20 protein-coding genes are annotated in these 24,798 nt (G+C 66.5%); 9 read left to right on the top strand and 11 right to left on the bottom strand.

Features of this window, described 5'->3' with window-relative positions; all coding sequences use genetic code 11:
* Positions 1 to 28: 28 nt before the first annotated feature.
* The gene (locus AKJ09_RS33460; RefSeq protein WP_146651913.1) at positions 29 to 2,716 is read right to left on the bottom strand and encodes a hypothetical protein; all 2,688 of its coding nucleotides are present in this window, start codon (positions 2,714 to 2,716) and stop codon (positions 29 to 31) included.
* A 186-nt stretch (positions 2,717 to 2,902) separates the two neighbouring features.
* Here AKJ09_RS33460 and AKJ09_RS33455 point away from each other — a divergent pair, with 186 nt between their 5' ends.
* A complete protein-coding gene (locus tag AKJ09_RS33455; protein WP_146651912.1) occupies positions 2,903 to 3,148 on the top strand; it encodes a hypothetical protein in 246 nt (81 codons plus the stop codon).
* Positions 3,149 to 3,172: 24 nt separating this feature from the next.
* Here AKJ09_RS33455 and AKJ09_RS33450 read toward each other — a convergent pair whose 3' ends face one another.
* Positions 3,173 to 3,766: a CDP-alcohol phosphatidyltransferase family protein gene (locus AKJ09_RS33450; protein WP_146655784.1), complete on the bottom strand. Its 594-nt coding sequence runs from the start codon at positions 3,764 to 3,766 to the stop codon at positions 3,173 to 3,175.
* Positions 3,767 to 4,081: 315 nt separating this feature from the next.
* On the opposite strand from AKJ09_RS33450, the gene AKJ09_RS33445 reads away from it, so the two are divergent.
* The gene (locus AKJ09_RS33445; protein ID WP_240488678.1) at positions 4,082 to 5,572 is read left to right on the top strand and encodes a hypothetical protein; all 1,491 of its coding nucleotides are present in this window, start codon (positions 4,082 to 4,084) and stop codon (positions 5,570 to 5,572) included.
* Positions 5,573 to 5,592: 20 nt separating this feature from the next.
* On the opposite strand, the gene AKJ09_RS33440 is transcribed toward AKJ09_RS33445, so the two are convergent.
* Entirely contained in the window at positions 5,593 to 7,047 is a 1,455-nt protein-coding gene (locus tag AKJ09_RS33440; protein WP_146651911.1) for an aldehyde dehydrogenase family protein, read from the bottom strand.
* Positions 7,048 to 7,087: 40 nt separating this feature from the next.
* Positions 7,088 to 8,710 (bottom strand): acetolactate synthase large subunit, encoded by a 1,623-nt coding sequence (locus AKJ09_RS33435; protein ID WP_146651910.1) that lies wholly within the window; start codon positions 8,708 to 8,710, stop codon positions 7,088 to 7,090.
* 75 nt (positions 8,711 to 8,785) lie between these two features.
* Between AKJ09_RS33435 and AKJ09_RS33430 the strand changes: the two genes are divergently transcribed.
* The 3 genes from AKJ09_RS33430 to AKJ09_RS33420 all read left to right on the top strand — a co-directional run bounded on the left by AKJ09_RS33430 (position 8,786) and on the right by AKJ09_RS33420 (position 11,236).
* On the top strand, positions 8,786 to 9,673 hold the full coding sequence (locus tag AKJ09_RS33430) for a LysR substrate-binding domain-containing protein (RefSeq protein WP_146651909.1): 888 nt from the start codon (positions 8,786 to 8,788) through the stop codon (positions 9,671 to 9,673).
* Positions 9,674 to 9,743: 70 nt separating this feature from the next.
* Positions 9,744 to 10,709, top strand: coding sequence for a hypothetical protein (locus tag AKJ09_RS33425; protein WP_146651908.1), 966 nt, complete (start codon positions 9,744 to 9,746; stop codon positions 10,707 to 10,709).
* A gap of 62 nt (positions 10,710 to 10,771) precedes the next feature.
* A complete protein-coding gene (locus AKJ09_RS33420; RefSeq protein ID WP_146651907.1) occupies positions 10,772 to 11,236 on the top strand; it encodes a hypothetical protein in 465 nt (154 codons plus the stop codon).
* Between the two features lie 14 nt (positions 11,237 to 11,250).
* On the opposite strand, the gene AKJ09_RS33415 is transcribed toward AKJ09_RS33420, so the two are convergent.
* A complete protein-coding gene (locus AKJ09_RS33415; RefSeq protein WP_169928075.1) occupies positions 11,251 to 13,188 on the bottom strand; it encodes an NHL repeat-containing protein in 1,938 nt (645 codons plus the stop codon).
* A gap of 8 nt (positions 13,189 to 13,196) precedes the next feature.
* Positions 13,197 to 15,029, bottom strand: a complete 1,833-nt coding sequence (locus AKJ09_RS33410) for a delta-60 repeat domain-containing protein (RefSeq protein WP_146651905.1) — start codon at positions 15,027 to 15,029, stop codon at positions 13,197 to 13,199.
* Positions 15,030 to 15,415: 386 nt separating this feature from the next.
* Between AKJ09_RS33410 and AKJ09_RS33405 the strand changes: the two genes are divergently transcribed.
* Complete coding sequence (locus AKJ09_RS33405) at positions 15,416 to 16,771, top strand: hypothetical protein (protein ID WP_146651904.1); 1,356 nt, start codon at positions 15,416 to 15,418, stop codon at positions 16,769 to 16,771.
* A gap of 130 nt (positions 16,772 to 16,901) precedes the next feature.
* Here AKJ09_RS33405 and AKJ09_RS33400 read toward each other — a convergent pair whose 3' ends face one another.
* A complete protein-coding gene (locus AKJ09_RS33400) occupies positions 16,902 to 18,098 on the bottom strand; it encodes an MFS transporter (RefSeq protein WP_146651903.1) in 1,197 nt (398 codons plus the stop codon).
* A gap of 168 nt (positions 18,099 to 18,266) precedes the next feature.
* Between AKJ09_RS33400 and AKJ09_RS33395 the strand changes: the two genes are divergently transcribed.
* Positions 18,267 to 18,887, top strand: a complete 621-nt coding sequence (locus tag AKJ09_RS33395; protein WP_146651902.1) for a TetR/AcrR family transcriptional regulator — start codon at positions 18,267 to 18,269, stop codon at positions 18,885 to 18,887.
* Positions 18,888 to 18,969: 82 nt separating this feature from the next.
* The gene (locus AKJ09_RS33390; RefSeq protein WP_146651901.1) at positions 18,970 to 19,359 is read left to right on the top strand and encodes a ribosomal maturation YjgA family protein; all 390 of its coding nucleotides are present in this window, start codon (positions 18,970 to 18,972) and stop codon (positions 19,357 to 19,359) included.
* A gap of 6 nt (positions 19,360 to 19,365) precedes the next feature.
* On the opposite strand, the gene AKJ09_RS33385 is transcribed toward AKJ09_RS33390, so the two are convergent.
* The gene (locus AKJ09_RS33385; RefSeq protein WP_146651900.1) at positions 19,366 to 21,777 is read right to left on the bottom strand and encodes an exo-beta-N-acetylmuramidase NamZ domain-containing protein; all 2,412 of its coding nucleotides are present in this window, start codon (positions 21,775 to 21,777) and stop codon (positions 19,366 to 19,368) included.
* A 91-nt stretch (positions 21,778 to 21,868) separates the two neighbouring features.
* Positions 21,869 to 22,387 (bottom strand): peptidylprolyl isomerase, encoded by a 519-nt coding sequence (locus AKJ09_RS33380; protein WP_146651899.1) that lies wholly within the window; start codon positions 22,385 to 22,387, stop codon positions 21,869 to 21,871.
* Between the two features lie 41 nt (positions 22,388 to 22,428).
* Between AKJ09_RS33380 and AKJ09_RS33375 the strand changes: the two genes are divergently transcribed.
* Entirely contained in the window at positions 22,429 to 23,406 is a 978-nt protein-coding gene (locus tag AKJ09_RS33375; protein ID WP_146651898.1) for an alpha/beta hydrolase, read from the top strand.
* Between the two features lie 5 nt (positions 23,407 to 23,411).
* Here the strand turns inward: AKJ09_RS33375 and AKJ09_RS33370 are convergent, their stop codons facing one another.
* Both AKJ09_RS33370 and AKJ09_RS33365 read right to left on the bottom strand, forming a co-directional pair.
* On the bottom strand, positions 23,412 to 23,963 hold the full coding sequence (locus AKJ09_RS33370; RefSeq protein WP_169928073.1) for a PD-(D/E)XK nuclease family protein: 552 nt from the start codon (positions 23,961 to 23,963) through the stop codon (positions 23,412 to 23,414).
* Positions 23,964 to 24,010: 47 nt separating this feature from the next.
* On the bottom strand, positions 24,011 to 24,682 hold the full coding sequence (locus tag AKJ09_RS33365; protein WP_146651897.1) for a hypothetical protein: 672 nt from the start codon (positions 24,680 to 24,682) through the stop codon (positions 24,011 to 24,013).
* Positions 24,683 to 24,798: the final 116 nt, after the last annotated feature.

Here is a 24,798-nt window from a genome sequence, read left to right as displayed (position 1 = left end):
TCTTAACGCTTCATTTGCCTGATCGGACTCAAGGCGCTGGAGGAGGAACGGCGGCATGCGCACGGACCTCCCTGGCCTGTTCGGCGAGCCACCGATCGAGGCCGAAAAACCGAAGGCGCGTGCCTTCGTCGTCGAGTCTGACGCCCGCCGAAAAGGGGCCCTTCCGGACGATGAAGGCGCCTTCGCTACGCGCCCCTCGAACGCCCATGAGACCGCGGACGGTCAGATTTCCGCCATTGGCCCAAAGATCGTCCAATACGAATCGCGACGGGCCGGCAGTAAGTCGCGCCTGGGCCTCGAGGTTGGGCGTGCCTCCGAGATTCGCCACGATCTTCGGTATGCCCTTGAGCAGGAGACCGAGAATGGCGCTCGCGTCTCGGGCGCCCATGTCGACGTCGCCCGACAGCTCGGCGGGCGCGAGTTCGAACCCGGCGTCGCGAAGCACGACGCTCGCATGCCAATGCGCGGTGTCGACCTTCCCTTTGCGCGCGACGGAGACCTCATCGAACGAGATGCGAGAGCCGGAGACGTCGAACCGATCGGCCTCGGCGTCGTAGCCGTTCACCTGCCCGCACACCTGCACGTTGCCAGCCACGCGCGTGCGCCCCCGAACGGTGACGTCACCTTGCGCGACGGCGAGCTCGAAGGTGCCTCGACCGATCTTCCGTGCCGTCGACAGCGTGAGATCGGCCGCGAGGCTGGCAGCGCCGCCATCGATCGAGACGACGCTGTCAGGGGGCAGGAAGGCTGCGAGCGCGTGGACGTCGGGGAACTGCGCGCGCGCGACCACGGACAGATCTTCGAGAGGCGACGCAAAGGTGAAGCGCGGGCTCTTCGCACGAAGCGAGACGTAGCCGAGCAACGTCGAGCGCTGATTCGGCTTGCTCACGCGGATGTCGGTGACGTCGATCCGCGCATCATCGAGCGTGAGGTCGCCTCGCTCCCAAACCCAGTTGCTCACACGCGCATGCGCGTGGACGCCGGCCAAGATCTGCACGTCGTGATGGGTGAGGCCGAGCTCCTCGGCGAGCAGATCGAGCTCGCCCTTCGCACGATGCTCGTGGAGCGAGACATGGAACTGGAGGGCAAAGCGTCCTCGACCCGAGGAAATCGTCGTCTCCGGGCCGCCGAGCATGTACGCATGCAGGAGGCCGCGATCGAGAATCATCGCGTTCTTGGTCTGCAGGTCGGCCTCGAGCTCGGCGAGCGGGTCCTCGAGATCGAGCGTCTTGGCCTTGACCGACGCGCGGAGGTCGCGGGCTTCGATGATCGGCTTTGCCTTCCCTGTGGCAACGGGCGCTGCGAGCGAGCCTTCGTCGAGCATGACGGTCAGCGCGACGTCGTCGAGCCGCGACGAGTGCCAGTGATGCGAGGCCGAGGCGATCTCCGCATCGAAGCTGCCGCGCATCCGCACCTTGGCGAGCGACACGTCGAGCTCGTCGGCGCGGAGCTTCGCGCTGCCTGCCGTCCGCTTCTGATCGAACCAAGACTCCAGGTTCACGGACGCGCGCGCACGGCCGTTGGCGATGGCCACGGGCGTGTCTCGAGGAATGAACTCACCGAGCGCGCGCGCATCCGGGATTTGGAGGTCGGGCGCGACGAGTTTCAGGTGCAGATCGTGCGCGAAGTGCGCGACCTCGAGATCGGCCGCGTCTCCGTTCACTGTCACCGAGGGCGCCCGAACGACGAGCTGTCCCGAGCCGCCATGGCGCTTCACATCGAGGTTCTTCGCATCGAGCACGAAGCCGAGCTTCGGCGTCGGACCGACGCGCGCGACGGCGGCATGCAGCACGGCGGCGCCCGAATAGCGAGAATCCTTCTGCACGACGACGGCGTCGGGAGTGCGAATGTCGATCGTGGTGCCCTCGCGCATGACGCCCTCGGTGACGTTCAAGGCCAGTCGCTCGATATCGAGCCGGCCGTGGAACTGCAGGCCAGGCGGGAGCATGAATGCCAGATCGTTCATGTCGCCGCAGACGCCGTGAAGATCGGTCCGCAGCGTCATGCCTCCGGCGATGTCGGCACCACTGGCGATACGCGGGTCGAACGTCGCGATCGCGACCTCCGCCGTGCCGACGAGGGGTGTGATGAGGGAGGGACCGCCCGTGGCGATGCTGCCCTCGTGCACGTCAATGTTCACGGGGCCCACGTTCACCTGACGGAGCGGCTTCAAGTAGAAGCGACCACGGATGTCCGCGAGGCCTTCGAAGCGCTCGCGGTCGAACCAGATCTCACGAACGTCTTCGGCGGTGACGTTCTCCAGGCCGACCGTCCAGAGGTGGTAGGCCTCATCGGACCAACGCTCGGGGCTCTTGCCTGCATCGGGCGGACGGAGCGACCACGGCGGAAGACCTTCGATGGGCGGCAGATGCGCGACCTCGGCGGGCGACGTCGGTGGATGCTCGAGACGCTGGCGCACGCGGAACGTGACGCCCTTGCCGTGCACGCGCGACACGAGAAAGCGTTGCCGCGCGAGGTTGAACAGCGACACGTCGAAGTTGGCGTCGTCGATCCGGAGGATCCACTCGACGTTGCTGTCGCGTCCGCGAATCGAGAGCTGCTTGGCGTGGACCCTCCCCGGGAGGATGGACCAGCCGCGCTCGTAGCGGATGGCAACGTCGTCCTCTGCGCCCTTCATCACCGCATGGAAGAGCGGCGTGGAGAGGAACACGTTGATGCCGACGACGTAGACGAGCGCGAGCGACAAGAGCGCCACGGCCGCGACACGAAATACCCGGTGCCGCCAGAACGGGGCCCCGGGCCGAGGGGGCCGCGAGGCCCGAGACTTCGAGTCAACGGGAGGGGTCACACGCACCAGAAGCTGCACGGCTTAGGCCACAGCTCGTCCGCGCTCCGCGTAGCGCGTGCCCTCGCGTTGGGAGCCTGCTAGGTTCCCGCCGTCATGCCGGCCCCCACCCGCACCGTCGACCGATCCATCGCCAAGATGATCGCTTACAAGCGCATCGTGACGGGAAGCGTGAGCCTCTGCCTGGCGGCCGCCATCGCCATCCTCGGAACGATGCGCGAAGGATCGAAGCCCCTCGTCGCGCTCGGGTTCGTCATCTTCGCGGCGGGCGGCCGATGGACGCTCCGCGACGGACTGCGCCTCCGCAAGGAGCTCGAGCGCGACGCCGGAACCAACCCCTAGGTCGAGCTTTCCGAAAGCACCAAACTAGGGCTTCGGGATGCGGATCGTGCTGATCATCATCGAGCCGCTGAAGACGTAGACGAGCGACAGCGGGTGGAGCACGAAGGGGCCGAGGTTCATGGCCCCGAACCACAGGGCCTCGCCCACGCGGTCCCGGCTGAACGCTACGCCGAGCATGAGCACGATGGCGAGGCTCGTGGGGATGGGCGTTCCTTCGTAGTACTTGACCTTGCCGCTCTCGTCCGAGAGCGCGGCTGCGGTCACGTTGTAACGCGCGAGACGACTGATCCCGCAGGCCACGAAGTAGCAGAAGACAACGGCATCCCAGCCGCCACGCATGCCGAGCGCGAAGCCGAGGGCGGCCGGAGCGACGCCGAAGGAGACGATGTCGGCAAGCGAGTCGAGATCGGCGCCGAGCGGGGAGGATTTTCGGCGCCAGCGAGCCACGGTGCCGTCGAGCGCGTCACAGATGAGCGCGAGCGGGAGGAGGACGAGCGCCGTCCAGATGGGCTTGCGGTCGACTGCCGAGACGTAGCTCATGCACGCGAGGACCGCGCCGGTGCCGCAAGCCGCGTTGCCGAGCGTGATGAGGTCGGCGAGCGCGAAGGTCCGGAGCATCGAGAAAGGCTTCTTCGGACCTTCGGGAGGAAGGGCGCCGGACGACGCCGACGACTTCGGCGGCTCGGGCGGTGTGGGCTGGTTCGGCTGGGAAGACATGTCCTCTGGCTCTCGCACGCTGACCTTCACGAACGGGACCGGCCGAGCGGCACCGCTCGCTAGAGCGCTTATACCCGAAGGTCGAGCTAAGATCCGGTCCACGTTTCCGCCCGGGGTGCACGCCGGGTTCGAGCCGGGCCTCGAGAAGACTCCCGAACGGCGGCTCGAGCCGGACCTCGATTGGCGCGCGCCAGTTTGCCGCCCTACGTTCCCAGGGTGACCGAGCACGTTCGATCGATGGAGCCGACCGCCGCCGCGACGGTGCTTCAGCGCGCCTTGAAGGATCCGACGAAGCCCATGACGGTTGCGGACGCCCAGGTTGTGAGCGGCCTGTCCCAACGGGACACCGAGGCGGGCCTCAACTGGCTGACGAGCGAATACCGCGGGCATCTGCGCGTGACGGAAGAAGGCGATCTGGTCCATCTCTTTCCGACCGGCTTCACCAAGCCATGGGAGACGCGCGAGACCCTCGCCAAGATCGGCACCAGCATCGGCCGCGGATTGCTCGGCGCAGGGCGCTTTCTCGTGCGCGCCTGGCTCCTCGTCGTGATGGTGAGCTATGCGCTGCTGTTCGTCGCGCTCCTCGTCGGTCTGACCTTCGCGAGGCAATCGAACGACCGCGACGACCACTCCCCCGCTCTGTCCATCGCCGGCGGGCTCTTCCGGATGATCGGCGATGCTCTCTTCTGGACATTCCACCCGTTCTCGCCGCTCTACGTCGGTCATGGTTACGGATACGGCTATGGGTACGGCTACCGCGACGAGCGCGAGTGGCGTGATCCCCGACGTCGCGGTCGGCGCGACGAGCAGCCGGACGTTCCCTTCTACGAGAAGGTGAACCGCTTCGTCTTCGGACCGACGAAGCCGCCCGAGGATCCGCACGCGATGCGAGCGCGCATCCTCGAGAGCATTCGCGCCAACAAAGGCCGCATCGGCCTCGCCGACGTGATGCGTGTCACCGGGCTTCCTCGCCACGAGGCCGATCCCCTCATGGCGAAGCTGATGCTCGACCACGACGGCACGGTCGAAGTCAGCGAGGAAGGCGGCATCTACTATCGCTTCGAAGGCCTCCGTCGGACGGCAGGCGAAGCGCAGGCGGTCATGCCTCCGCCCGCATGGGCCACGCCCCCGAAGCTCGCTCCGCTCACGGGAAACTCGGGCGCCGCGAACCTGGGCATCGCGCTCCTCAACGGCTTCAACCTGTTCGCGAGCGGATGGGTGATGGCCAACGGACTGACGATCGCCAACATCCAGCTGCTCTTCTCGAGGCACCCGCCGCTCGTTCTGCCGAACGACGGACTGCCGCTCGCGCTCGGCCTCGTACCATTCCTCTTCTCGCTCGGCCTCTTCGTGTTGCCGGCCGTGAGGGCCGCGCTCCGAGGGCGTACCGAGAAGAAGGTCGCCGAGGAAAACGCGCGGCTCGCCATTCTTCGTGAGGTCCTCGCGCGGGCCCCCAAGGGTGAGCCGGTGACGGACGAAACGCTTCGCACGGTCTACCGCGTGGCAACGGGCCACGAGCCCACCTCGAAGGAGATCACCGCGCGCGTCGTGGACCTCGGCGGCGACGTCGACGTCGGCCCCGAAGGCGAAGTTCGCTACCGCTTCGCCGATCTCGAGGCCGAAGCCGAGGCCCTCGAAGAAGAACGCGCCCAGGCCAGCGAGGCCGAGGCGCGTCTTGGAAAGGTCGTCTTCGCGAGCGATCGATGACTCGTGCTCGCTGACTTGGATTAGGTCGCGTCGCGAACGACCATGAGGCGAACCTCCGTCATGTCCTCCATCGCCCAGCGAATGCCTTCGCGACCGAGGCCGGAGCCCTTCACACCGCCGTAAGGCATGTTGTCGACGCGGAAGCTCGGGACGTCGTTGATGATGACCCCGCCCACGTCGAGCTCGTCCCACGCGCGCATCGTGTGCGTTAGATCGTTCGAGAACACGCCGGCCTGTAGGCCGTAGTGGCTCTCGTTCACCGTCGCGAGCGCAGCATCGAAGCTCGAGAACGGCTCGAGGAGGACGACGGGCCCGAACGCCTCTTCCGCGTAGACCGGCTCGCCGTGAGGAACGTTCTCGAGCACCGTCGGCTCGAGCATCGCGCCCTTGCGGCCTCCGCCGACGAGCACCTTCGCGCCGTTGGCCTTGGCACTGTCGATCCAGCCCTGCAGACGCTTCGCCGCGGCCTCGTCGATCATCGGGCCGATGAACGTCGCCTCGTCCTTGGGATCTCCGGCGACGAACGAGCGAACACGTGCAACGAGCTTTTCGCGCAGCGCACCGAGCAGCGACTCGTGCACGAGGATGCGCTGAACCGAGATGCAGCTCTGACCGGACTGGTAGAAACCACCGAACGCGATCCGCTCGACGACGTGGTCGAGGCGGCCCCCCTGATCGGCGTCGACGATGCACGCCGCGTTGCCACCGAGCTCGAGCACCACCTTCTTTGCACCCGCGCGCGCCTTGAGATCCCAGCCCACTTTGCCCGACCCGGTAAAGGAGAGCAGCTTGAAGCGCGGATCTTCGATGAAGGGCGCGACGTCCTTGATGTCGCAAGGCACGATGCTGAAGGCGCCCTCGGGGAGCGACGTCTCCGCGAGAATCTCGCCCATCACGAGCGCGCCGATCGGGGTGCGCTCGGAAGGCTTGAGCACGAAGGGGCAGCCGGCGGCGATGGCCGGCGCGACCTTGTGCGCGACGAGGTTGAGAGGGAAATTGAAGGGTGTGATGAGCGAGACAGGTCCGATCGGCACGCGCTTGGTGAACCCGCGATAGCCCTTGGCGCGCGCGGAGATCTCGAGGTTCATCACCTCGCCGGGCATGCGGACGGCCTCTTCGGCAGCAACCTTGAAGGTGTCGATGAGGCGTGAGACTTCCCCGCGCGAATCCTTGATCGGCTTGCCGGCCTCGATGCAGAGCGCGACGGCAAGCTCCTCTTGGCGCTCGGTGAAGCGCTTCACGCAGTGTTCGAGAACCTTCTGGCGCTCGAAGGGCGCGAACTTGCGCATCGCGGGCGTGGCCTTCACCGCGGCGGCGATCGCGCGCTCGATGGCCGCGCGATCGGCGAGGGCCGTGCGCGTGGCGAGCTCGCCGGAGTACTTGTCGTGGACCTCGAGCGATTCGTTCGGCTGTTCGGCGCGGTTGGCTACGTAGATCGGGTAGCGCGGCGCGAGACGATCGGTCTTGGCGGTCATGGGGGGAATCTCCTCGAACGGTTTGGCGCGTGGCAGAGTTTCACGCTTCGGCGACGTCACCGAGCAGGTGCGCGTTGGCTTGGTAATCGATGGGGAGGTCGACGAGGTGCACGCCTCCGGTCGACAGGCAGTGTTCGAGCGTCGATGCGAGCTCGGCGGCGGACGTCGGGCGGTGGCCCTTCGCACCGTAGGACTCGGCGTATTTCACGAAGTCCGGATTGCCGAACTCCATGCCGTAGTCGGGAAGGCCCATCTCCGACTGCTTCCACCGGATCATGCCGTAGCCATCGTCGCGGACGACCACCACGGTGAGATCGAGCTTGAGGCGCACGGCGGTCTCGAGCTCCTGCGAGTTCATCATGAAGCCGCCGTCGCCGGCGACCGCGAGCACCTTGCGTCCGGGGTGCACGAGCTTGGCGGCGATGGCGGAGGGCAGTCCCGCGCCCATGGTGGCGAGCGCGTTGTCGAGAAGGAGCGTGTTCGGCTTCTTCGAGCGGTAGTACCGCGCGAACCAGAGCTTGAACATGCCGTTGTCGAGGCAGACGATGCCGTCGTCGGGCATGGCCTTCCGAACTTCGGCGACGAAGCGCGCCGGGTGAATCGGGAACCGTTCGTCCTTGCCTTCGCGTTCGAGCTGCTCGTAGAGCGCGCGGCGCATGCCGTCGAACTCGGAGAAGTTCCAGTGGGCTTGGGGCGTGACGCCTTCGGCGAGGCGCCAAGCGGCGTTGGCGATGTCGCCCGTGACTTCGAGCGTCGGGTAGTAGACGGGGTCGACCTCGGCGGACGAGAAGTCGACGTGGATGATGGTGCGCCCCTTCTGCATGAGGAACGGCGGCTTCTCGATGACGTCGTGGCCGACGTTGACGATGCAGTCCGACGCCTCGATCGCGCGGTGGACGTAGTCGCCGGCCGAGTGCGAAGCGGTGCCCATCCAGCCGGGGTTCGTCTCGTCGATGACGCCCTTGCCCATCTGCGTGCTGAAAAACGGGATACCCGTGCGTTCCACGAACGCGCGCAGCATGGGCGCGGTGTCCTTGCGGTTGGCGCCGGCGCCGATCATCAGCAGCGGGCGCTTGGCCCCTTGCAAGACGTCGATGGCGCGCGCGATCGAACGTTCATCGGCGACGGGCCTTCGCGACTGCACCTTCGGGATGGGCTCGGCACTCGAGAGCTCGCGCGCGATGTCTTCGGGAAGCTCGAGGTGCGCGGCGCCGGGGCGCTCTTCTTCGGCGATGCGGAAAGCCTCGCGGACGCGCGCCGGGATGTTCTCGGCCGAGATGAGCGACCGCGTGGTCTTGGTGAGCGGCCGCATCATGTCGACCACGTCGATGATCTGGAAGTGGCCCTGCTTGCTCGTCTTGATCGGCTTCTGGCCGGTGATCATGAGCATGGGCATGCCGCCGAGCTGCGCGTACGCCGCGGCCGTGACGAGGTTCGTGGCGCCGGGCCCGAGCGTGGAGAGCGAGACGCCGGTGTGGCCGGTGAGGCGGCCCCACGTCGCGGCCATGAACCCAGCCGCCTGCTCGTGGCGGGTGACGACGAGCCGAATGGACGAGGTCCGCAGGGCCTCGACGAAGTCCAGGTTTTCTTCTCCGGGCAGTCCGAACACGACGCGGACGCCTTCTGCCTCGAGCGCTTTGACGAAGAGCGATGCTCCGTTCATGGCACCTAAGATGGAGTCTCTTTCTCCATTGGTCCATGCGTTTGTTCGGATGATATTGATAGGTACCACCTATCGATGGAGCTAAGGCACCTCCGCTATTTCCTCGCCGTCGCCGACGCGGCGCACTTTGGCAAGGCCGCGCGCCGGCTGCACGTCTCGCAGCCGACGTTGTCGCAGCAGATCAAGCAACTCGAGGACGAGCTCGGCTCTCCGCTCTTCGAGCGCGGGCGAAGCGGTGCGCGTCTGACGCAAGCCGGAGAGATCTTCCGCACGCATGCCTCGCGCGTGATCGAAGACGTGCGCGCGGGCACCTTGGCCGTCGAGGCGCTGCGCGGGCTGACGATGGGCACGCTCCGCGTGGGGTACTTGCCGAGCCTTCGAGGCCTCGCGGTGCCGGCGCTCTCGGCGGTGCTGCGGAAGTATCCGGGCGTTCGCATCCACGCGCAGGAGATCGTCGTGAGCCGCGTGGAAGGACGACTCGCGGAGGGAAAGCTCGACGTGGGACTCGCGCTCGGCTCGACACGCCTTGCGGAAGTGGAGGCCGAGCCCGTCTTCGAGAGCCGACTCGGCTTGGTGGTCGGCAAGCGCCATCGCCTCGCCGGCGAGACGCACGTGGAGCTGCGCGCGCTCGACGACGAACCCTTCGCGCTTCTCGCGCGAGGGCTGCGCGCCCGCTCCTCCGTCGACACGTATCTCGCGAGCACGAAGTTCTCTCCGCGCATCGTGCTGGAGTCGAGCGCGGTCGGGTCGCTGCTGGCGATCGTGCGGGCCGGACTCGCGGTCACGCTCCTGCCCGAGCCGCGGTTCGCCGATCCCGACAGACTGCCCGTCCTGGCGCTGAGCCCCACGCCTCCCTCCCAGCTGACGGCGCTTCTTTTCCGTCGTGACGTGCCCAGGACACCAAGTGCGGTGGCATTTGCCGAAGAAGTTCGCGCGCTTGCCTCGGATGCGGCAGGTCGGTGAACAATTTCGAGCGTTGCCGCACATTTCCTTGCACTTCGGCCGACCGGCTCTAAGAAAGGAGCCGTTCGCCATGATGACCTTCTCGCGATCACTGGGCTATTCCGCAGTCCTCCCCCTCGCTCTCGCCATTGCCGGTACAGGCTGCGCGGGAACGACTGACTCTTCGGACGACGCCGTCTCGTCGGAAGACGCTCTCAAGACCAGCTATTCCGATCTCTCCGAGGCGCTGTCGGAAGGTGACTACACGCGCTGGATCGATGTGAAGCACGCCCTCGTGAAGGGCTTCGACAACGTCTGCGGCGACACCTTCTGCGAAGGTGACTTCAGCAACCTCACGAGCGTTCGCCTCGCCTGCTCGGCCACGACGAAGGCCAAGAAGATGAAGGACTGCACGTGGGTCTTCGGCGGAAGCATCGAGTACGTCGCCCCCGCGAGCGGCGCGATCACGAGCGACGCGCACACGTGGTCTTGCAAGATCCCGGTCAACACGACCTCGAAGAAGTTCCTCGACACACTCGCGGCCCCCGGTGACGACGTCATTCACCGCGCCCTCCCCGGCACGGACAAGTCGTTCTACGACGCGCTCGTCGACTGCTTCGACGGCGTCGTGGGCAACCTCCCGCCCACGTCGACGGAAGGCCCGTTCGTCGAGATGAAGGACTTCCTCTGGAACGGCGGCGGCGACGGCTCGGCGTGGATGGACACGACGCGCAAGCTCGCCAAAGGCTTCGACGACGTCTGCGGCGACACCTTCTGCGAGGGTGACTACTCGGACATCGAAGCGCTCGGCTTCGCCTGCGCCGTCGACGGCGCGGCCAACAAGGTGCGCTCCTGCACCTGGACCTTCGCGCTCGCCAACACCGAAGTCGACTCGAAGGGCAGCGTCGTTTCGGATGCCATCCTGAAGAGCTGCTCGGTCAAGCTCTACGCGAACCCGAGCACGCTCGTCAGCGCGCTCGCCGGCGACGATCCGCTGCACGCACGCCTGCCCGGCAAGACGACGTCGATCTACGACTCGCTCGTCGGCTGTCTCTGACTCGGCCGAGCTGACGCGAACGCGGAACGGAACGCGGAACGGAACCTGCCTCTTCGAGAGGTATGGGTCCCATCAAGCGTGGCCGTTCCGCGATTCTCAGCGCCGCCGACGAAGCCGCGACCGTCGTGCGCGCAACCGGGCGCCAGATCGCCCGCGGAATGACCGACGCCCTCCCCGAGCAGCCTCCCGGCGCACGCGCCGAGCAGATGGCGCGCGGCACGATGAGAGGCGTCTTGGAGGAGCTCGACGACGCGAGCGTCCGCGAACGTTTCGGTGACGGCTCGAAGCACGCCGCCCGGAACGTCGCCCGAGGCGTGGTGGACGAGCTCGAGTCACGCCTCGGTCGCGACGGCGACGGCCCGCTCGGTGTCGCCGTCGCAAACTGCACGCGACGTGCAGCACGAAGCGCGATGGCCGGCATCGTGGACGAGGTGAAGCCGATGGCCTTCATCCTCTCGGTGACGGGCGGCCTCGTCTTCGCCGTGACGTTCGCCTCACTCGTCGGCCTGACGCTCCGCCGCCGCTGAAGCGCCCGACCCAATCAGGGCCAAAAGCGTGCGACGAACAATCGCCGCGGAAGCGTCGCTCTCCGACCGACCGCATAGATCCGCCCATCGGGCGCGACCGACACCGAGCCGAGCTCCGCTCCGCCGGCCGGCAGTAGAACGTCGCCGGAGTCGTTGAATGACGTGTCGAGGGCACCTGCTTCCGTGAGGCGAAGCAGATAGAAGTCCAACGGACCACTCGACGTGGAATCGGCCGTCCCCGCCGCGATGAGCTTCCCTCCGGGCAGCTCCGCCAAAGCAGGCGCGAACCACCCCACGAAGGGGCGTGACCCCAAGGTGGCGGAGGTCGTGATTCCTCCGGCGCCGAACGTCGCATCGAGCTCGCCCGCGCTGGTCAACCGAACGATGGCGTCGTTGTGCCCCGCGAGGACAAGCTTCCCGTCCGCCTGCACGAGGAGACGCGTCGCTATGGCGTACGACACTCCCATCGGGATGTTTCGCCATCCCACGGCATTGAACGACGGATCGAACGAACCATCCTCCGCGAAGCGCGCGACGAGAAAGTCGTTGTTCAAGGAGCCGGCGATCGTGATCTTGCCGGCGACGACGGCGAGGGCTTCGCCGCGAGCGGTGGCTGTTCCGCCGATGTCGACCGGTCGAATCCCACTTCCACCGAAGCTCGAGTCCAACGAGCCGTCGGCAGCGAAGCGAAGGAGAACGAAGTCCGAACCACCGCCATTCGCCAAGACGACGAGCTTGTCGCCTGCGAGGGCGAGCCCTGTCGCATTGGCCCCGATACCGAATCCCAGATTGACGGTCAGCATCCCGTCGCCGTCGAACGAGGGGTCCAAGTCGCCGTTGGGCAAGAAGCGAGCGAGCACTACGCGACTGGTCGAGCCAGAATCCGAGCCGGCGACGACCAGCTTGCCATCGGGCTGGATGACGAGCCCTGCGAGCTGCGCCGATTGCGCGAAGCTCGTCCTCCTCGTCCCATTTGGACCGAATGTCTCGTCGAGAGACCCATCCTCGTTGAAACGAACGACGCCCATCTGGATCGATGAGCCGTTGTTGAGGGTCGTACCGACGACGAGCTTGCCATCCGCCTGGACGGCGGAATGGATGACCGACGGAGTCGGGGCAACGTCGATGACGGGCGTGATGACCGAGCCCCCGCCGAACGTCTCGTCGAGGCTCCCCGAAGGAGCGTCGAGCGACGCGGTGAACGTACGGTCGACGGACTGGCTTCCAGTGGTGGCCCGAATGCTCAATGCGGTGGACGTTCCGCGAGGGACGAGCCCGTTCGTGCGAAGGTTCAAGACGCCGTCGTTCGCGGTCGCGGAGATGTTGAACGTCGACGCATCGAACCCCGGCGGGGGCGTGAGGAGCGAGACGGTGATGGGCAGAGCGATTCCTCCTCCGCGCTCGACATGCACGCGGAGCGGAAACGTTTCTCCCCTGGAGAGCTTGGCGCCATCGGTCGCAAGCGTGAACGTGAACGGCGCCGCCACGTTGTTCACTCCGACCGTCAGCATCGCACTCGCCGACGTTGCTCCGACGCGTGCACGGACGGAGAGCGGAAAGTCACCGATCAAATTGTTCGCGACGCGAATCGTCAGCGTGCTCGAAGCCCCCGTGCTGCCGTCGAAGACGGCGCTCATCCCGAGCGGCAAGTTCATCACCGAGAGATCGACGGGTTCGCCGGTGGCGTTCGCAACGAGCACGGTCGTCGTGCCCTCCGAGCCCGGGTCGAGGCGGATCACCGGCGGATCGAGACTCAACCGAAGGAGGGCACCAGCGTCGGGATCGCCAACGCTTCCCTCGCCCGCACCAAGGTCCGGTGCGGACGGCTCCTCGACAGCGCCGTTACAAGCTGCGAAGGCGAGAAGGAGGACTGCAGCGCCAATGCCGACGACACGCGGTCCGATCGACCGCGCGACCGACGACGTCTCGGCGAGAGTACTCCGCAATGTCATTGGCTTCCTCATGGCCAGTACCGCGCGATGGCAAGACCAGGATTCGGACGAGTGGTATTGCCGATGACGTAAATTCGACCGTCCTTACCGACGACCATCGAATCGAACGCCGTGTAGTCCCCGTATGCGAGTGAGAGACGTCCCGTCTCGTTGAACGTGACGTCGGAGGCGCCGGTCGTCGTCAGCCGAAAGAGGTAGCTGGGAGCACTTACCTCGGGCTCACCGGCGACGAGGATCTTGCCGTCGGATTGGAGGGCGACATCGCCGGTCGCTTTCAGCGTCACACGCCCTCCAGCTGCAAACGTCGGGTCCGCAGCACCACTCGCCGTCAAACGAGCAATACCCGCGTTCCCAGCGAGGAGGATCTTGCCGTCGGCTTGCGGCGCGATTCGCATCGACAGGATGCTGCCGAACTCGGGAATCGCAACTTGCGCGGATCCCGCAGCTCCAAACGACGTGTCGAGCGAACCGTCACCGAGAAGGCGCGTCGCGACGTAGCCGAAGTACGTCGAACAGCCGACCGTCACCCTATCGCCGGCAGCCATGACTCCGTGTGCACGCGGAGCGCTTCCGCAAGGGACGGCGCGACCTCCGGTACCGCTGAATGACGTATCGAGCGTACCGTCCGTGCGAAAGCGGAAAAGTTTTGGTGAAAACGCTGCCACCGCCGCGGCCACGACATCCTTGCCGAACATTGCGAGCCCGCCGAGATAGGTCCCAGCACCGAGCGTCGTGCTCACTGCGCCCGTCGTGGCAAACGACGAATCGGGGGCGCCAGACGGCAAGAATCGGGCGATGACGAAGGCGTCGCCCTTGGCTCCTCCCACGACGACCTTGCCGTCGTCGGTGACGAGGATGGCCGATGGGACGAAGTCCCAAGCGTTCGCAAACTCCGTCGTACCGCCGATGCCGAAGGTCGTGTCGAGCGCCCCATCCGGATTCAATCGCGCAAGCGCCGAAACGGAATCGGACCGCGAGAACGCCACCGCGATCTTCCCGTCGGCCTGTACGGCGGCACGGGTATTCTCCAACCCAGCGAACGCCGAGCCCGTGACGACGCGATAGCCGGCCGCGCCAAAGCTCGTGTCGATACCGCCATGACGACCTTCGACGTCGACTTCGAGGGTATCTCCGCTCCACGTGTCACTCGAATCCGCACGAACGAGGAGATGTGTCGTCTCCCCCGGCGGTGCGTCGAGGCTCGTTCGGACGGAGAGAACCCCCGCCGTCACCCCCGGCGGCAACGTGAAGCCGGTCGCCGTGAATCCAAGCGCTCGAGATTCAGGGGCGAGGGCGACTTCGAGAGGGCCCGAGAAGCCTGCGTTTCGCGTCACGTTGACGGCGACTTCGAATCGGTCCCCCTGGGCGACCGTCAGATGGTTCGGCGTCACCGTGAGCACGAATGGCGCGACCGGCGGGCGAACGCGTACGACGACCGTCGCACTCGCAGTCGCCTCGCCGGCACGCGCACGGACCGTGAGCGGATACTCTCCCGGAGAGATCGACGCGTCCGAGGCCAGGTGAAGACTGCTCACAGCCATTGTCTCCGGCGGCGTCGCGATGACGCTCATGCCGGTGGGAAGCCCGTCGACCGAAATCTCCGCGGGGACCGACGACACGTTGGCGACCGTGACGTCCACGACGACTGACCAGCCAACGTCGAACTCGACGAGCGAAGGAGACACCGCGATGCCGAGGGTGCCTGCTCCCGCATCGGAGCGAGCTTCGTGGCCGTCGCTTCCTTGGAGAGCAACGTTGTCGTTTTGACACCCGATGACTGTGAGCAGCAAGGCACACGCGGCCAATAGGCACCGAGCTGCCGACCAATTCACTCTTCGCATGACGTCTCCACCCAAACGCTCATGGGGCTTGGTGCTGGATGTATCAGAGTTCGTTGCGTCAGGAATCCCATGCGGATGCCGTCAACGAGCCTCGATGGTGGCTGAATCTCCCTCCGAACTCGCGCAACGGCATGCACGGCTGGCCGCGTACGCGCTTGCCGCTACGGAGATCGCTTCTCCGGTCACGACCGACCCATCGCGTCGGCCAACGACGGCACGTCAGTTCTAATCGATAAAGTCAACGACCTATTGGGACATCCCGCCTGACACGCCGACGAACACACAAGGTGTGCCCAAATTCGTTGGCGTGCTGTTACTCGCGAACGCCGGCATGTGTCGATCCGACGAGCACGCCAGAGCGGCGGCCGCGTATAGGGTGAGGCACGATGGAAGCGATCTATGGCGTGACGTTGGAAGCCCTGGCAGAGATCACGAGCAAACAGAGCGCGCTCCGCACGCAGTTCGGTGAGCCCCAGGGTGACGCCCACTGGCAAAACTGGCTTGCCGCACGTGGCCTCGATCCCCACACGTACGCCATGGCGTACAACGCCTGGTACGAGCGCTTCCAGGCCGATCCGACGGGGCAGCTGCAGGCCAAGTTCCACATGCAGCTGCAGCAGGCGTCGATGCAGGCGAACTTCGGCGACGTCCGCGACATGAGTCAGGACGTCGAGGAGGGCCTCACCCTCGACAAGTATGCGCAAGTCGCCGTTGCCCTCAGCCGCAAGAGCAAGGACCTCGATGCGGTCGTGCGCGAGTTCGGCCTCAGCGGTCCCGATCAGTGGCATCGCGCGAACGAAGCGTGGACCAAAAAGATGGCCGCCGACGCGACGTTCAAGCTGAGCGTGCAGTACGGCCAACTCTACCAGAAGCACGCGGGGCCGGCCTTCCAGGAGGAGATGCAGAACAAGGTCGCCGAGACCCTCGCCGCCGCGAACAGGCCGCGCGACTACGTCGACGAGCCCGGGGAGCAGCTCACTCCGGAGTCATGCCTCCGCAAGATGAAGTCGTCGTCGCGCAAGGAACGCTGGCGCGCCGCGCGTGACTACGCGCACATGGCCGACCTCGGCAACGTGCCGGACAAGGCGGCGGCCATCGCGACCGTCACCCCCATCCTTCTCGAGATGATCGAGAACCACGATGACCAGACGACCAACGACGCAGAGAGCGCCACGCGCAGCCTGTGGGACCTCGGTAATCGAAGCGACGATTTCCGCGGCGCCATCCAGCGCTGCCTCAATCGCACACGCGAGAAGCTCCAATCGCTCGAGGCGGCCTTCGCGCCCATCCAGAACCAGGCGATTCCCGAGCGCATCTTCCTCCAATCGAAGATTCGGGATCACCGCTCGCTCGTCTCGACGATGACCGAATACGCAAACGAGAATTGGAACTCGCGGCCCGCGTTCGAGGACTACCAAGGCTCCTCGGTCCCGGCCACACGGCACGGGGCGATGGCTGCTCCGGCTCGCTCGAGCGGCGGCCCCCCGAAGTGGATTGCGATTCCCATCGTGCTCGCCGTCGCGGGCAGCGTCTTCTTCGCCACCCGCACCCATGGCATCGGGCAAAGCCCGCTTCTCAACACGAGCCCGAGCGCCACGGCCACGGCCACCGCCACGGCGACCACGCCCCCCACCACAGCGAACGCGGCCTCCGCTGCGCCGAGCAACTCGGCACCGGCGGCCAAGGCATCACCCCCGACGAAGGCAAAGACACCGGCCACCACGCCGGCGAAGAAGCACTGACGTTGCGGAGAAGGGGGCGAGAGCGGATGCGTTCCTCTCGCCCTCCTCCTCGCGCTCGGCGGCTCTCTTCGGACGAGGCGTCCCGATAACGGGTTTCACGAACTTCGTTGTCAGCCACGAAGGGAGGAATTCAGGATTTAGCAGGTGCTGCGACGGTCGATACCGATCGCCGGCGTGCCAGCGTCCCGACCAAGGCGAGCGAGGAGAGCGCCATGACGCCCATGCCGTATTCGCGAGCCGTAGCGATCACACCGCCGCCATAGACAACTCCAATTCCCGCCAACACGGCCGGTAGTCCCATGGCGAGATAGGCAATCACGTAGAGCACGGAGAGGACGCCCGCGCGCTCGTGGGGCGCCGCGAGAGGCAAAACCATGCGCATGCTTCCTTGGAAAGCAGCGCCGAAGCCCATTCCCGCAATCGTGGCTCCCAGGAAGAAGACGACGCTCGACATACTCGCCATTGCCAAGAGCGTGAGGCCCACGCCGACGATGAGCCCCGCAGCGCCGAACGTGACGAGCGACGCAGCTGGCCGCAGCCTCGTGAGCATCACGGTGATCGACCCACTTGCGGCAAGCACGAAGACGACGAGACCGCCGAGAGCGAGCGAGTGCGACCCGAGAAGCCGCCGCGCGAGCGTGGGGCCGAGCGAGAGATAGAAGCCCGCCAGAGCCCACGCCCCGACGAGCGCCGGCGCGACAAGCAGCGTGGGGCGCCTCAGGTTCGGCGGCAGTCCGATGCGGGGGCGAAGCGATGCGAGCGCGCCCGGCTGCGGGCTGATCGACTCGGGCATGAACAAGAGCGCGACGAGCTGCCCGACGAAGACGACACCGAGGACGACGTAAACGAGCACTGTCGGCGCCGGCAGGTATTGCGCGAGAAGTCCGGCGAGCAGGCCGCCGGTCGCGGTTCCGAGAGGCGGAAGAGCGGAGTTCGCGAGGGTGCCCTTCTCACGATCGATGTCGATCATGCCGGCGCCGACCGCACCGCCGGCCATGCCGACCGAAATGCCCTGCACGACGCGCCCGACGAGAAGCGCTCCGACGCCATGCGCCGTCGCGAAGATCGCCATCGTGATCACCTGCAGCAGTGTGGCAACGAGCAGAACGGGACGGCGCCCCGTGTAATCCGACAGCGAGCCGGCAACGAGCAGCGTCGCCAGCACGGCGAGCGCGTACGTCCCGAAGATGATCGTGATCATGATCGGGCTGAAGCCCCAGGCCGATTGGTAGACCGCATACAGCGGCGACGGCGCACTGGAGCCCGCGAGGAAAAGAAGGATGAGCGAAGCCTGCAGGACGAAGGCTGCAGTCCTGGAAAGGCGCATGAGGGGCCTCGAAAATCTGCTGCGCGCGGCGCGGCCATCGACGACGGCTGGCCTCGCAGGACGTGTTCCCAAAGAACGGCGCGTGCAGTGCTTGTTCGTTCAAGAAGTAGACAGACCAGTCTGTCTGGTCGCCTTGACTCTAAACAGACCGGTCTGTATGGTCAAGGGATGGGCGCCACGAAAGCTGAAGGCTCCGCACGGGACCGCCTGCTCGCCGCGGCCAACGAGCTCTTCTATCGCGAGGGAGTCCACACGGTTGGCATCGAGCGCGTGCTCGAGAAGGCGGGCGTCGCCAAAGCGTCGCTCTATTCGACCTTCGGGAGCAAAGAAGCGCTCGTTCGCGCTTACCTCGAAGCTCGTGCGCAGCGACGTCAGGCGCGCATCGCCGAGCGCATCGCCCAGCACGAAGAGGCGCGCGACAAGATCCTCGCGATCTTCGATCTCCTGGCCGAGATCGCGGCAGAGCCCGGATACCGAGGCTGCGCCTTCGTGAATGCGACCGCCGAGGAGCCCGAGGGCGACACGCAAGTTCGGCAAGTCGCGGCCTCGACGCGCACCTGGCTGCTGGCAATCTTTCTCGACCTCGCCAAGCAGATCAGCGCCCGCGACGGCGAGGTCCTCGCACGCCAGCTCGGCGTGCTCTACGACGGCGCCGTCGTGGGCGCATCGATGGAACGCGATCCGAAGGTGCCGCGCGAGGCACGCCAAATGGCGGAACGGTTGCTCGACACCTTCGAGATGCCTCGTGCCGCAAGCGGCAAGACGAGCCGTACGAAGCGTTCGCGCTGACCACTCATCGCAGGCGCTCGTCCCTCGGAATCCCATGTCGACAGCCGCGCGAGGCGGCGCCGACTTGCTGTAATGTTCGCGCGTGCAGCGCCGGGAAGCATTGATCGGAGTCCTCGGAACCATCATCGTGGGCCTCCTCTCGCGGCAAGCCCACGTCGGCATATCGCTCGTCGACAAGAGCCTCGGCGACGTCGTCTATGCGATCATGATCGGGTTCCTCGTCGCGCTCGCGCGCCCCGGCCTTCGCCCCGTCGAACTCGGCATCGTCGCCTTCTTCGTCTCGACGTTCATCGAGCTCTTCCAGCTCACCGGCATTCCCGCGAAGCTGCCGCGTATCTTCCACTTCGTGCTCGGGACCGCCTTCGCCTGGCACGACGTGATCTGTTACGCGATCGGCGCGGCGGCGATGACCTGGATTGCCCGGCGGCTAGGGTCGTCTCCCCGCTCTCCCAGCCGCCGTCGGCGGCGCTGAGACGCGCTATCGATACAGCAGGAACGTCTCGCGCTTCTCCCTGAACGCGGCGAGCTCGGCTTCCCAGGTCGACTCGATCTCGGACACGTCTTTGCCCGCTTTCAGCGCCGCCATCGCTTTCTCGCTCTGGAGGAGGCGGTCGACGTGATCGACCTCCCACTCGCGAGGATGAAGGGCCTGGATGCCCAGGGCGATGCCGAGGGCGGCGCGAACAGGCTTGTACTTCGTGCGGTCGGTGACTTTGACCCGGAGGCCATGGCACTTCTGGCGCGCGTAAGGGTTCGCCGTCGGCGTGAAGGTCGTGGGCTCGAAGCTCACGCCGGGGATGCCGAGGACATCGAGGCGCGCGGCGAGAGCCCCCTCGTCGAGCCACGGCGCTCCGAAGATTTCGAAGGGCTCGTCGGTACCGCGCCCCACCGAGAGATTGGTGCCTTCGAGCAGCCCCAGCATCGGATACAGCACGGTACCGCGCACGTTACGCAGGTTCGGTGACGGACTGCCCCACGAAAGCCCCGTGCGGTCGAAGTAGTCGCGTCGTCGCCAGTTCTGGAGCGCAACGATCTCGAGCTTGACCGACATCCGTTCGTCGTCGGCGAAGAGACGCGCGAGCTCGCCCATCGTCATGCCGTGGCGCACGGGCAGCGCATGGTGGTTCACGAAGGCGCCGGTCGCGGGCGGCGTCAGCATCGGGCCCTCGACGTCCACGCCGTCGAGTGGGTCCGGTCGATCGAGGACGACGAAGCGCATGCCGCGATCCGAGGCGACCTTCATCGCGCGCTTCATCGTCGAGGCGTACGTGTAGAAGCGAACGCCGACGTCCTGCAGATCGAAGACCAGCGTGTCGATGCCGTCGAGCGTCGATGACGAAGGCGCCGAGCGCTCGCCGTATAGGCTGTACACCGGTACGCCGGCATAGGAGGTGTCCGAGATCGCCCCCTCTTTCTCGGCACGCAAGCCGTGCTCGGGGGAGAAGATGGCTTTCAACGTCACGCCGTGCGCAGTTCGCAACGCGTCGATCGTGGTCATGCCGTCGCGCGTCTTGGCGCTCGCGTTGGTCACGAGCCCCACCTTCGCGCCGGCAAGCCTCGCGAACGCGGTCTCCTTGAGCACGTCGATGCCCGTGTTGACCTCGGTGGCGCGAACCAAAGAGGTCGCAATCTCGCCGATGACCGGATTGACCGCCCCCTTGCCGTCGGGATGCACCCGGTTGCTCAGGAACACGACGAAGAGGTCGCGATCGGGATCGATCCACATCGCCGTGCCGGTGAAGCCACCGTGACCGAAAGCATGCGGCGACATCCGCGTGCCCTTGTGCGATGCGTATTTGCTGTCGATGTCCCATCCGAGACCGCGACCGCCGCTCGACGTGTCGCGCCTGGTGGTCAGTGTCTCGAAGGTCTTCTCGGCGAAGATGCGATGCCCGTCGAGCTCGCCTCGGTTGAGCATGGCGCGGGCGAAGCGCGCGAGGTCGTCGCCCGTCGAGAATACGCCTGCATTGCCGGCCACACCGCCGAGCGCCCAGGCGCGCGGATCGTGCACGTCGCCCTGGATGAACGCGCCGTCGCGCACCTCGGTCGGCGCTGCCCGCGCGCGCAAGGCCGTCGTCGGGAGATAGCCCGTGTCGGTCATGCCGAGCGGCTCGAAGATCTCGTTCGCCGTGAAGGCCGCGAGGTCCGAGCCGCTCACACGCCGCACGATCTCGTCGAGGACGATGAAACCGACGTCGGAGTAGACGAAGCGCTCGCCCGGCCTGGTCTTCAGCACGGCCTCGCCGATGTGGCGCATGAGCCCGGCGCGCCCTTCGCCGTAGTCGCCCATCGGATTCGCCGCCGGCAGCCCACTCGTGTGCAGCAAGAGCTGTCGAACGGTGAACGGCGGAAGCTTGGCGAGCTCGGAGACGTACTTCGATGCGTAGGCGTCGAGGTCGATGGCGCCGCGCTCGACGAGGATCATCACGCTCGTCGCGGTCGCCACGGGCTTCGTGAGCGACGCGAGGTCGAACACAGTGTCCAAGGTCATCGCCGAGCGCTCGGGTAGGATCGATCGCGAGCCGTACGCACGCCGGTAGAGCACCTCGTCGTGGCGGCCGATCACGACCACGCAACCGGGCATCTTGCCTTCGGCGATGGCCGCCTCGATCGGAGCATCGATCACCGAGAAGCGCGGGTCGTTCTCGAACTCCGGAACGCTCGCGCTTCCCGCGTGCGCCGACGCGGCGAGCTTCGGGGCCACGCCCGCATCGACGGCCGCCTGCGCGACCTGCCCCGCATCACCCACGTTGGGGGCGAGGGGGCGCGAGGCATGACGACCGATTCCACACGAGAGGAACGACGATGCAAAAAGCAGCAGCCCCGCTGCCCAGGCTCGCAGGGGGCCGTGTCGGCGCGCTCGCACTTCGCCGTTCGCGGCCCAGCTCATCGTTCTCATTCTAGCGTTGCGAAAGCCCAACGCCTCGCCGGACGTTGGGCTTCCCAGTGGGCCGTTACGGCCGCGGCGACGGCGCGGCCTTTCAGCGGCGACGTGCAGCCTTGATGACGATCGGCTTCTGCGGGGCGTCCTTGGGGAAAGGGCCCCCAGAGCCCGTGGGGACGGCCGCCATCTGATCGACGACATCCATGCCCGAGATCACCTTGCCGAACACGGTGTAGCCCCAACCACTGGCGGTCTTCGCCGTGTGATCGAGGAAGCCGTTGTCGACGAGGTTGATGAAGAACTGAGCCGTGGCCGAGTGGGGATCGTTCGTGCGGGCCATCGCGACCGTGCCACGGGCGTTCTTCAGGCCGTTGTCGGCCTCGTTCGGCACCGGCTCACGAACGGACTTCTTTTCGTAGCCTTCGTCGAAGCCGCCACCCTGCGCCATGAAACCGCGAATCACGCGGTGAAAAATTGTCCCGCCGTAGTGACCGTCGTCGACGTAGCGCAAGAAGTTTGCCGCCGACTTCGGCGCGCGCTCCGCGTCGAGTTCGATCTCGATGGTTCCCAGGTTCGTTTCCAGCACGACAATGTCGTTCGCCATGGCGGGCAGCATAACCCTCTCGCGGGCCGCTTTTGTGCGGTAAAACAGATCCTATGGCACGGGCTTACGGCCACTCGAGCGCCACGAAGTTCTACGCCGCCGTCGCGCTGTGCGTCGGCGCGGTGGTCATCGCAATCCTGATCCGACGACCGAAGTTTTCGCACGCGGCACCTGGACGCGAAGGAACGAGCGACGTCATCGCCTGGTGCGCGACGGGCCTCGATCCGATCTCCGGGGGCGGCTGCCTCGCCCTGCCCTCCGCGGCAGGCCAGGGCACGCCCCTCCTGATCTATCTGCACGGACGGTACGCGCCCAATGCGTCGGCCGACGAGCTCGACCGACAGCAGCGCGTGGCCAAGCTCGGAACGTCACGAGGCTTCGCCGTCCTCGCGCTCCGCGGCGCGCAGAATCAGTGCTCCGATCCGCTGCTCGCCAGTTGGTGGTGCTGGCCGAGCAACGAACGCAACGCCGACACCGGGCCCGCGTTCGTGGAACGCTGGCAGCCCGCCCTCGACGTCGTGAACGAGCAGCTTGGTAGTGGACCGCGTTACCTCCTCGGCTTCTCGAACGGCGGGTACTTCGCCACGCTCATCGCCACGCGTGCGCTCTTCCCGTTCGACGCCGTGACGGTGGCGCACGCAGGTCCCGTGCAACCCACGCGCGCGGTCGGCAACAAGGTGCCGATGCTCCTCATCACCGCCGACGAAGACGCCTCGAACGACGAGATGATCCGGCTGTCGGGTGAGCTCGCCCGCGAGAAGTGGCCCGCTCAGATCGTCGCGCGCGAGGGTGGCCACTCGCTCCCGGATTGGGACATCGAGATGGCCCTCACCTTCTTCGTGCGCTCGCGGAGCGAGAAGGTTCCTCTCGATCCGCCGCTCTCCACGCGCGCGCCCAAGCGCTCCGAGGTCGATGCGGCGGTCGTGGAGAACGACCCTGCGCCAAAGACGGCGCCGGAGCCCGAATCCACGCCCGACGCCGGCGCCATCGACGATGCCGGCAGCACTCCGAATGACCCTTCGTCGAACTGAACCGATCAGCGCGTGAGGACGAAGACCGCCACGGCCAACGCCGCCGCGGCCAGCAACCAGATCGGTGACGACGACGAGCTCTCGGCACGCTCGACGCGCGGGAACGTCACGGTGTGGATGCGTCCTTCCTCGGCATCTACCAAAAGCACGCCGTCGACATCGAACGCCACGCGATACTCGAGGAGCTGACGTCGCGTGGCCGGCGTCTCGATGCGCGGGGCCTGACTCCCCGTCTTGACGTCGACCACGAAGCGATGGCCGTCGCGCTCGACCACGTAGTCGGCGCGAAGCCCGACGAGCACCGGCTCACCGTCGACGTGCACGGCGTGCTCGGCCTCGACCTGGGCGCCCAGCACGCGATAGCCCTGGTCCGCCAGCCAGCGCGCGGCCCGGGCCTCGCCTTCCACGGCACGACGCGCGCGCCAGCGTGCACGACGGCTTCGTCTCCACGCCGAAAAGGCCCTGCCGAGCAGGACGAGCAGGACGAGCAGCGCGAGCGCGCACGCCAGACCGAAAGCCAGCGTGAGGATCTCGGGCGAGAGGGAGCGTCGATCCACGCTCCTTCTTCATCGCAGACGGAGGCGCCGCGAGGCAACCCCGTCGCTCAGAATCCGAGGTAGCCGCCGATCGTGAGTCGTCCAGAGATGGTCGTCGTCTTCGTGTCGCCCGTGATGTCGGCATCGAGCGCAGGACCGAAGCCGACGAAGAAGTGCTCCACCGGATGAACGAGCACGGGCACGAAGACGTTGACCGCCATGTTCGTGTGGCTGGTGCTCTGCTTCGACGTGGTGTTCGTCGTCAGATCGACGATGTCGACCGACTGGCTCGTCGACGACACCGACAAGCCGAGCTTGGGCCACACGGACAGGTAGCGGCCCACGGGAATGTCGTAACCCACACGCGGGCCGGTCAGGAACTGAGTCGTGTGACCACCTTCGCGACGCGTGTAATTGAGGCCCACGAAGCCGCCGATCGAGAAGTGATCGACGAGGAAGTAGTCGACCGACGGCAGCACGGTGATCGTGGTCGTCGATCCATGAAAGCCCTGCGTCGTCGTATTTGCGATCAGGAGGCCCGCGTCGCTGGAAATCGCGAGCTCGTTCTTCCGGCCGAAGCTCACGGCCGGCACTGGCGGCTTCGGCGCGGCTGCCTGGGCAGGCGGCGCGGCCGGGGTGCCTTCCACGGGCGTCGGGGGCGTCTGCGCGGAAGCTTCTCGCACGACACAGAGGACTGCGAGGGCCGCAGCGGCAGACAGAGCGAGCGAGGCAGGCTTCATCGTGTGCTCCTTCGCGCGAACGCGTGGAGAGCCCCGTGCACCCCGCGTGCCCTGCCTCGAGCAAGCGGATCATCCGGAAACAAAAGGCGGCGCGCACGCAACCGGACGAACGGGCC

This window comes from Labilithrix luteola, from assembly GCF_001263205.1.
GTDB classification, from domain to species: Bacteria; Myxococcota_A; Polyangia; order Polyangiales; family Polyangiaceae; genus Labilithrix; species Labilithrix luteola.
Note: the sequence above shows the minus strand (reverse complement) of the source record. Positions and strands in the feature narration are given on the sequence as shown.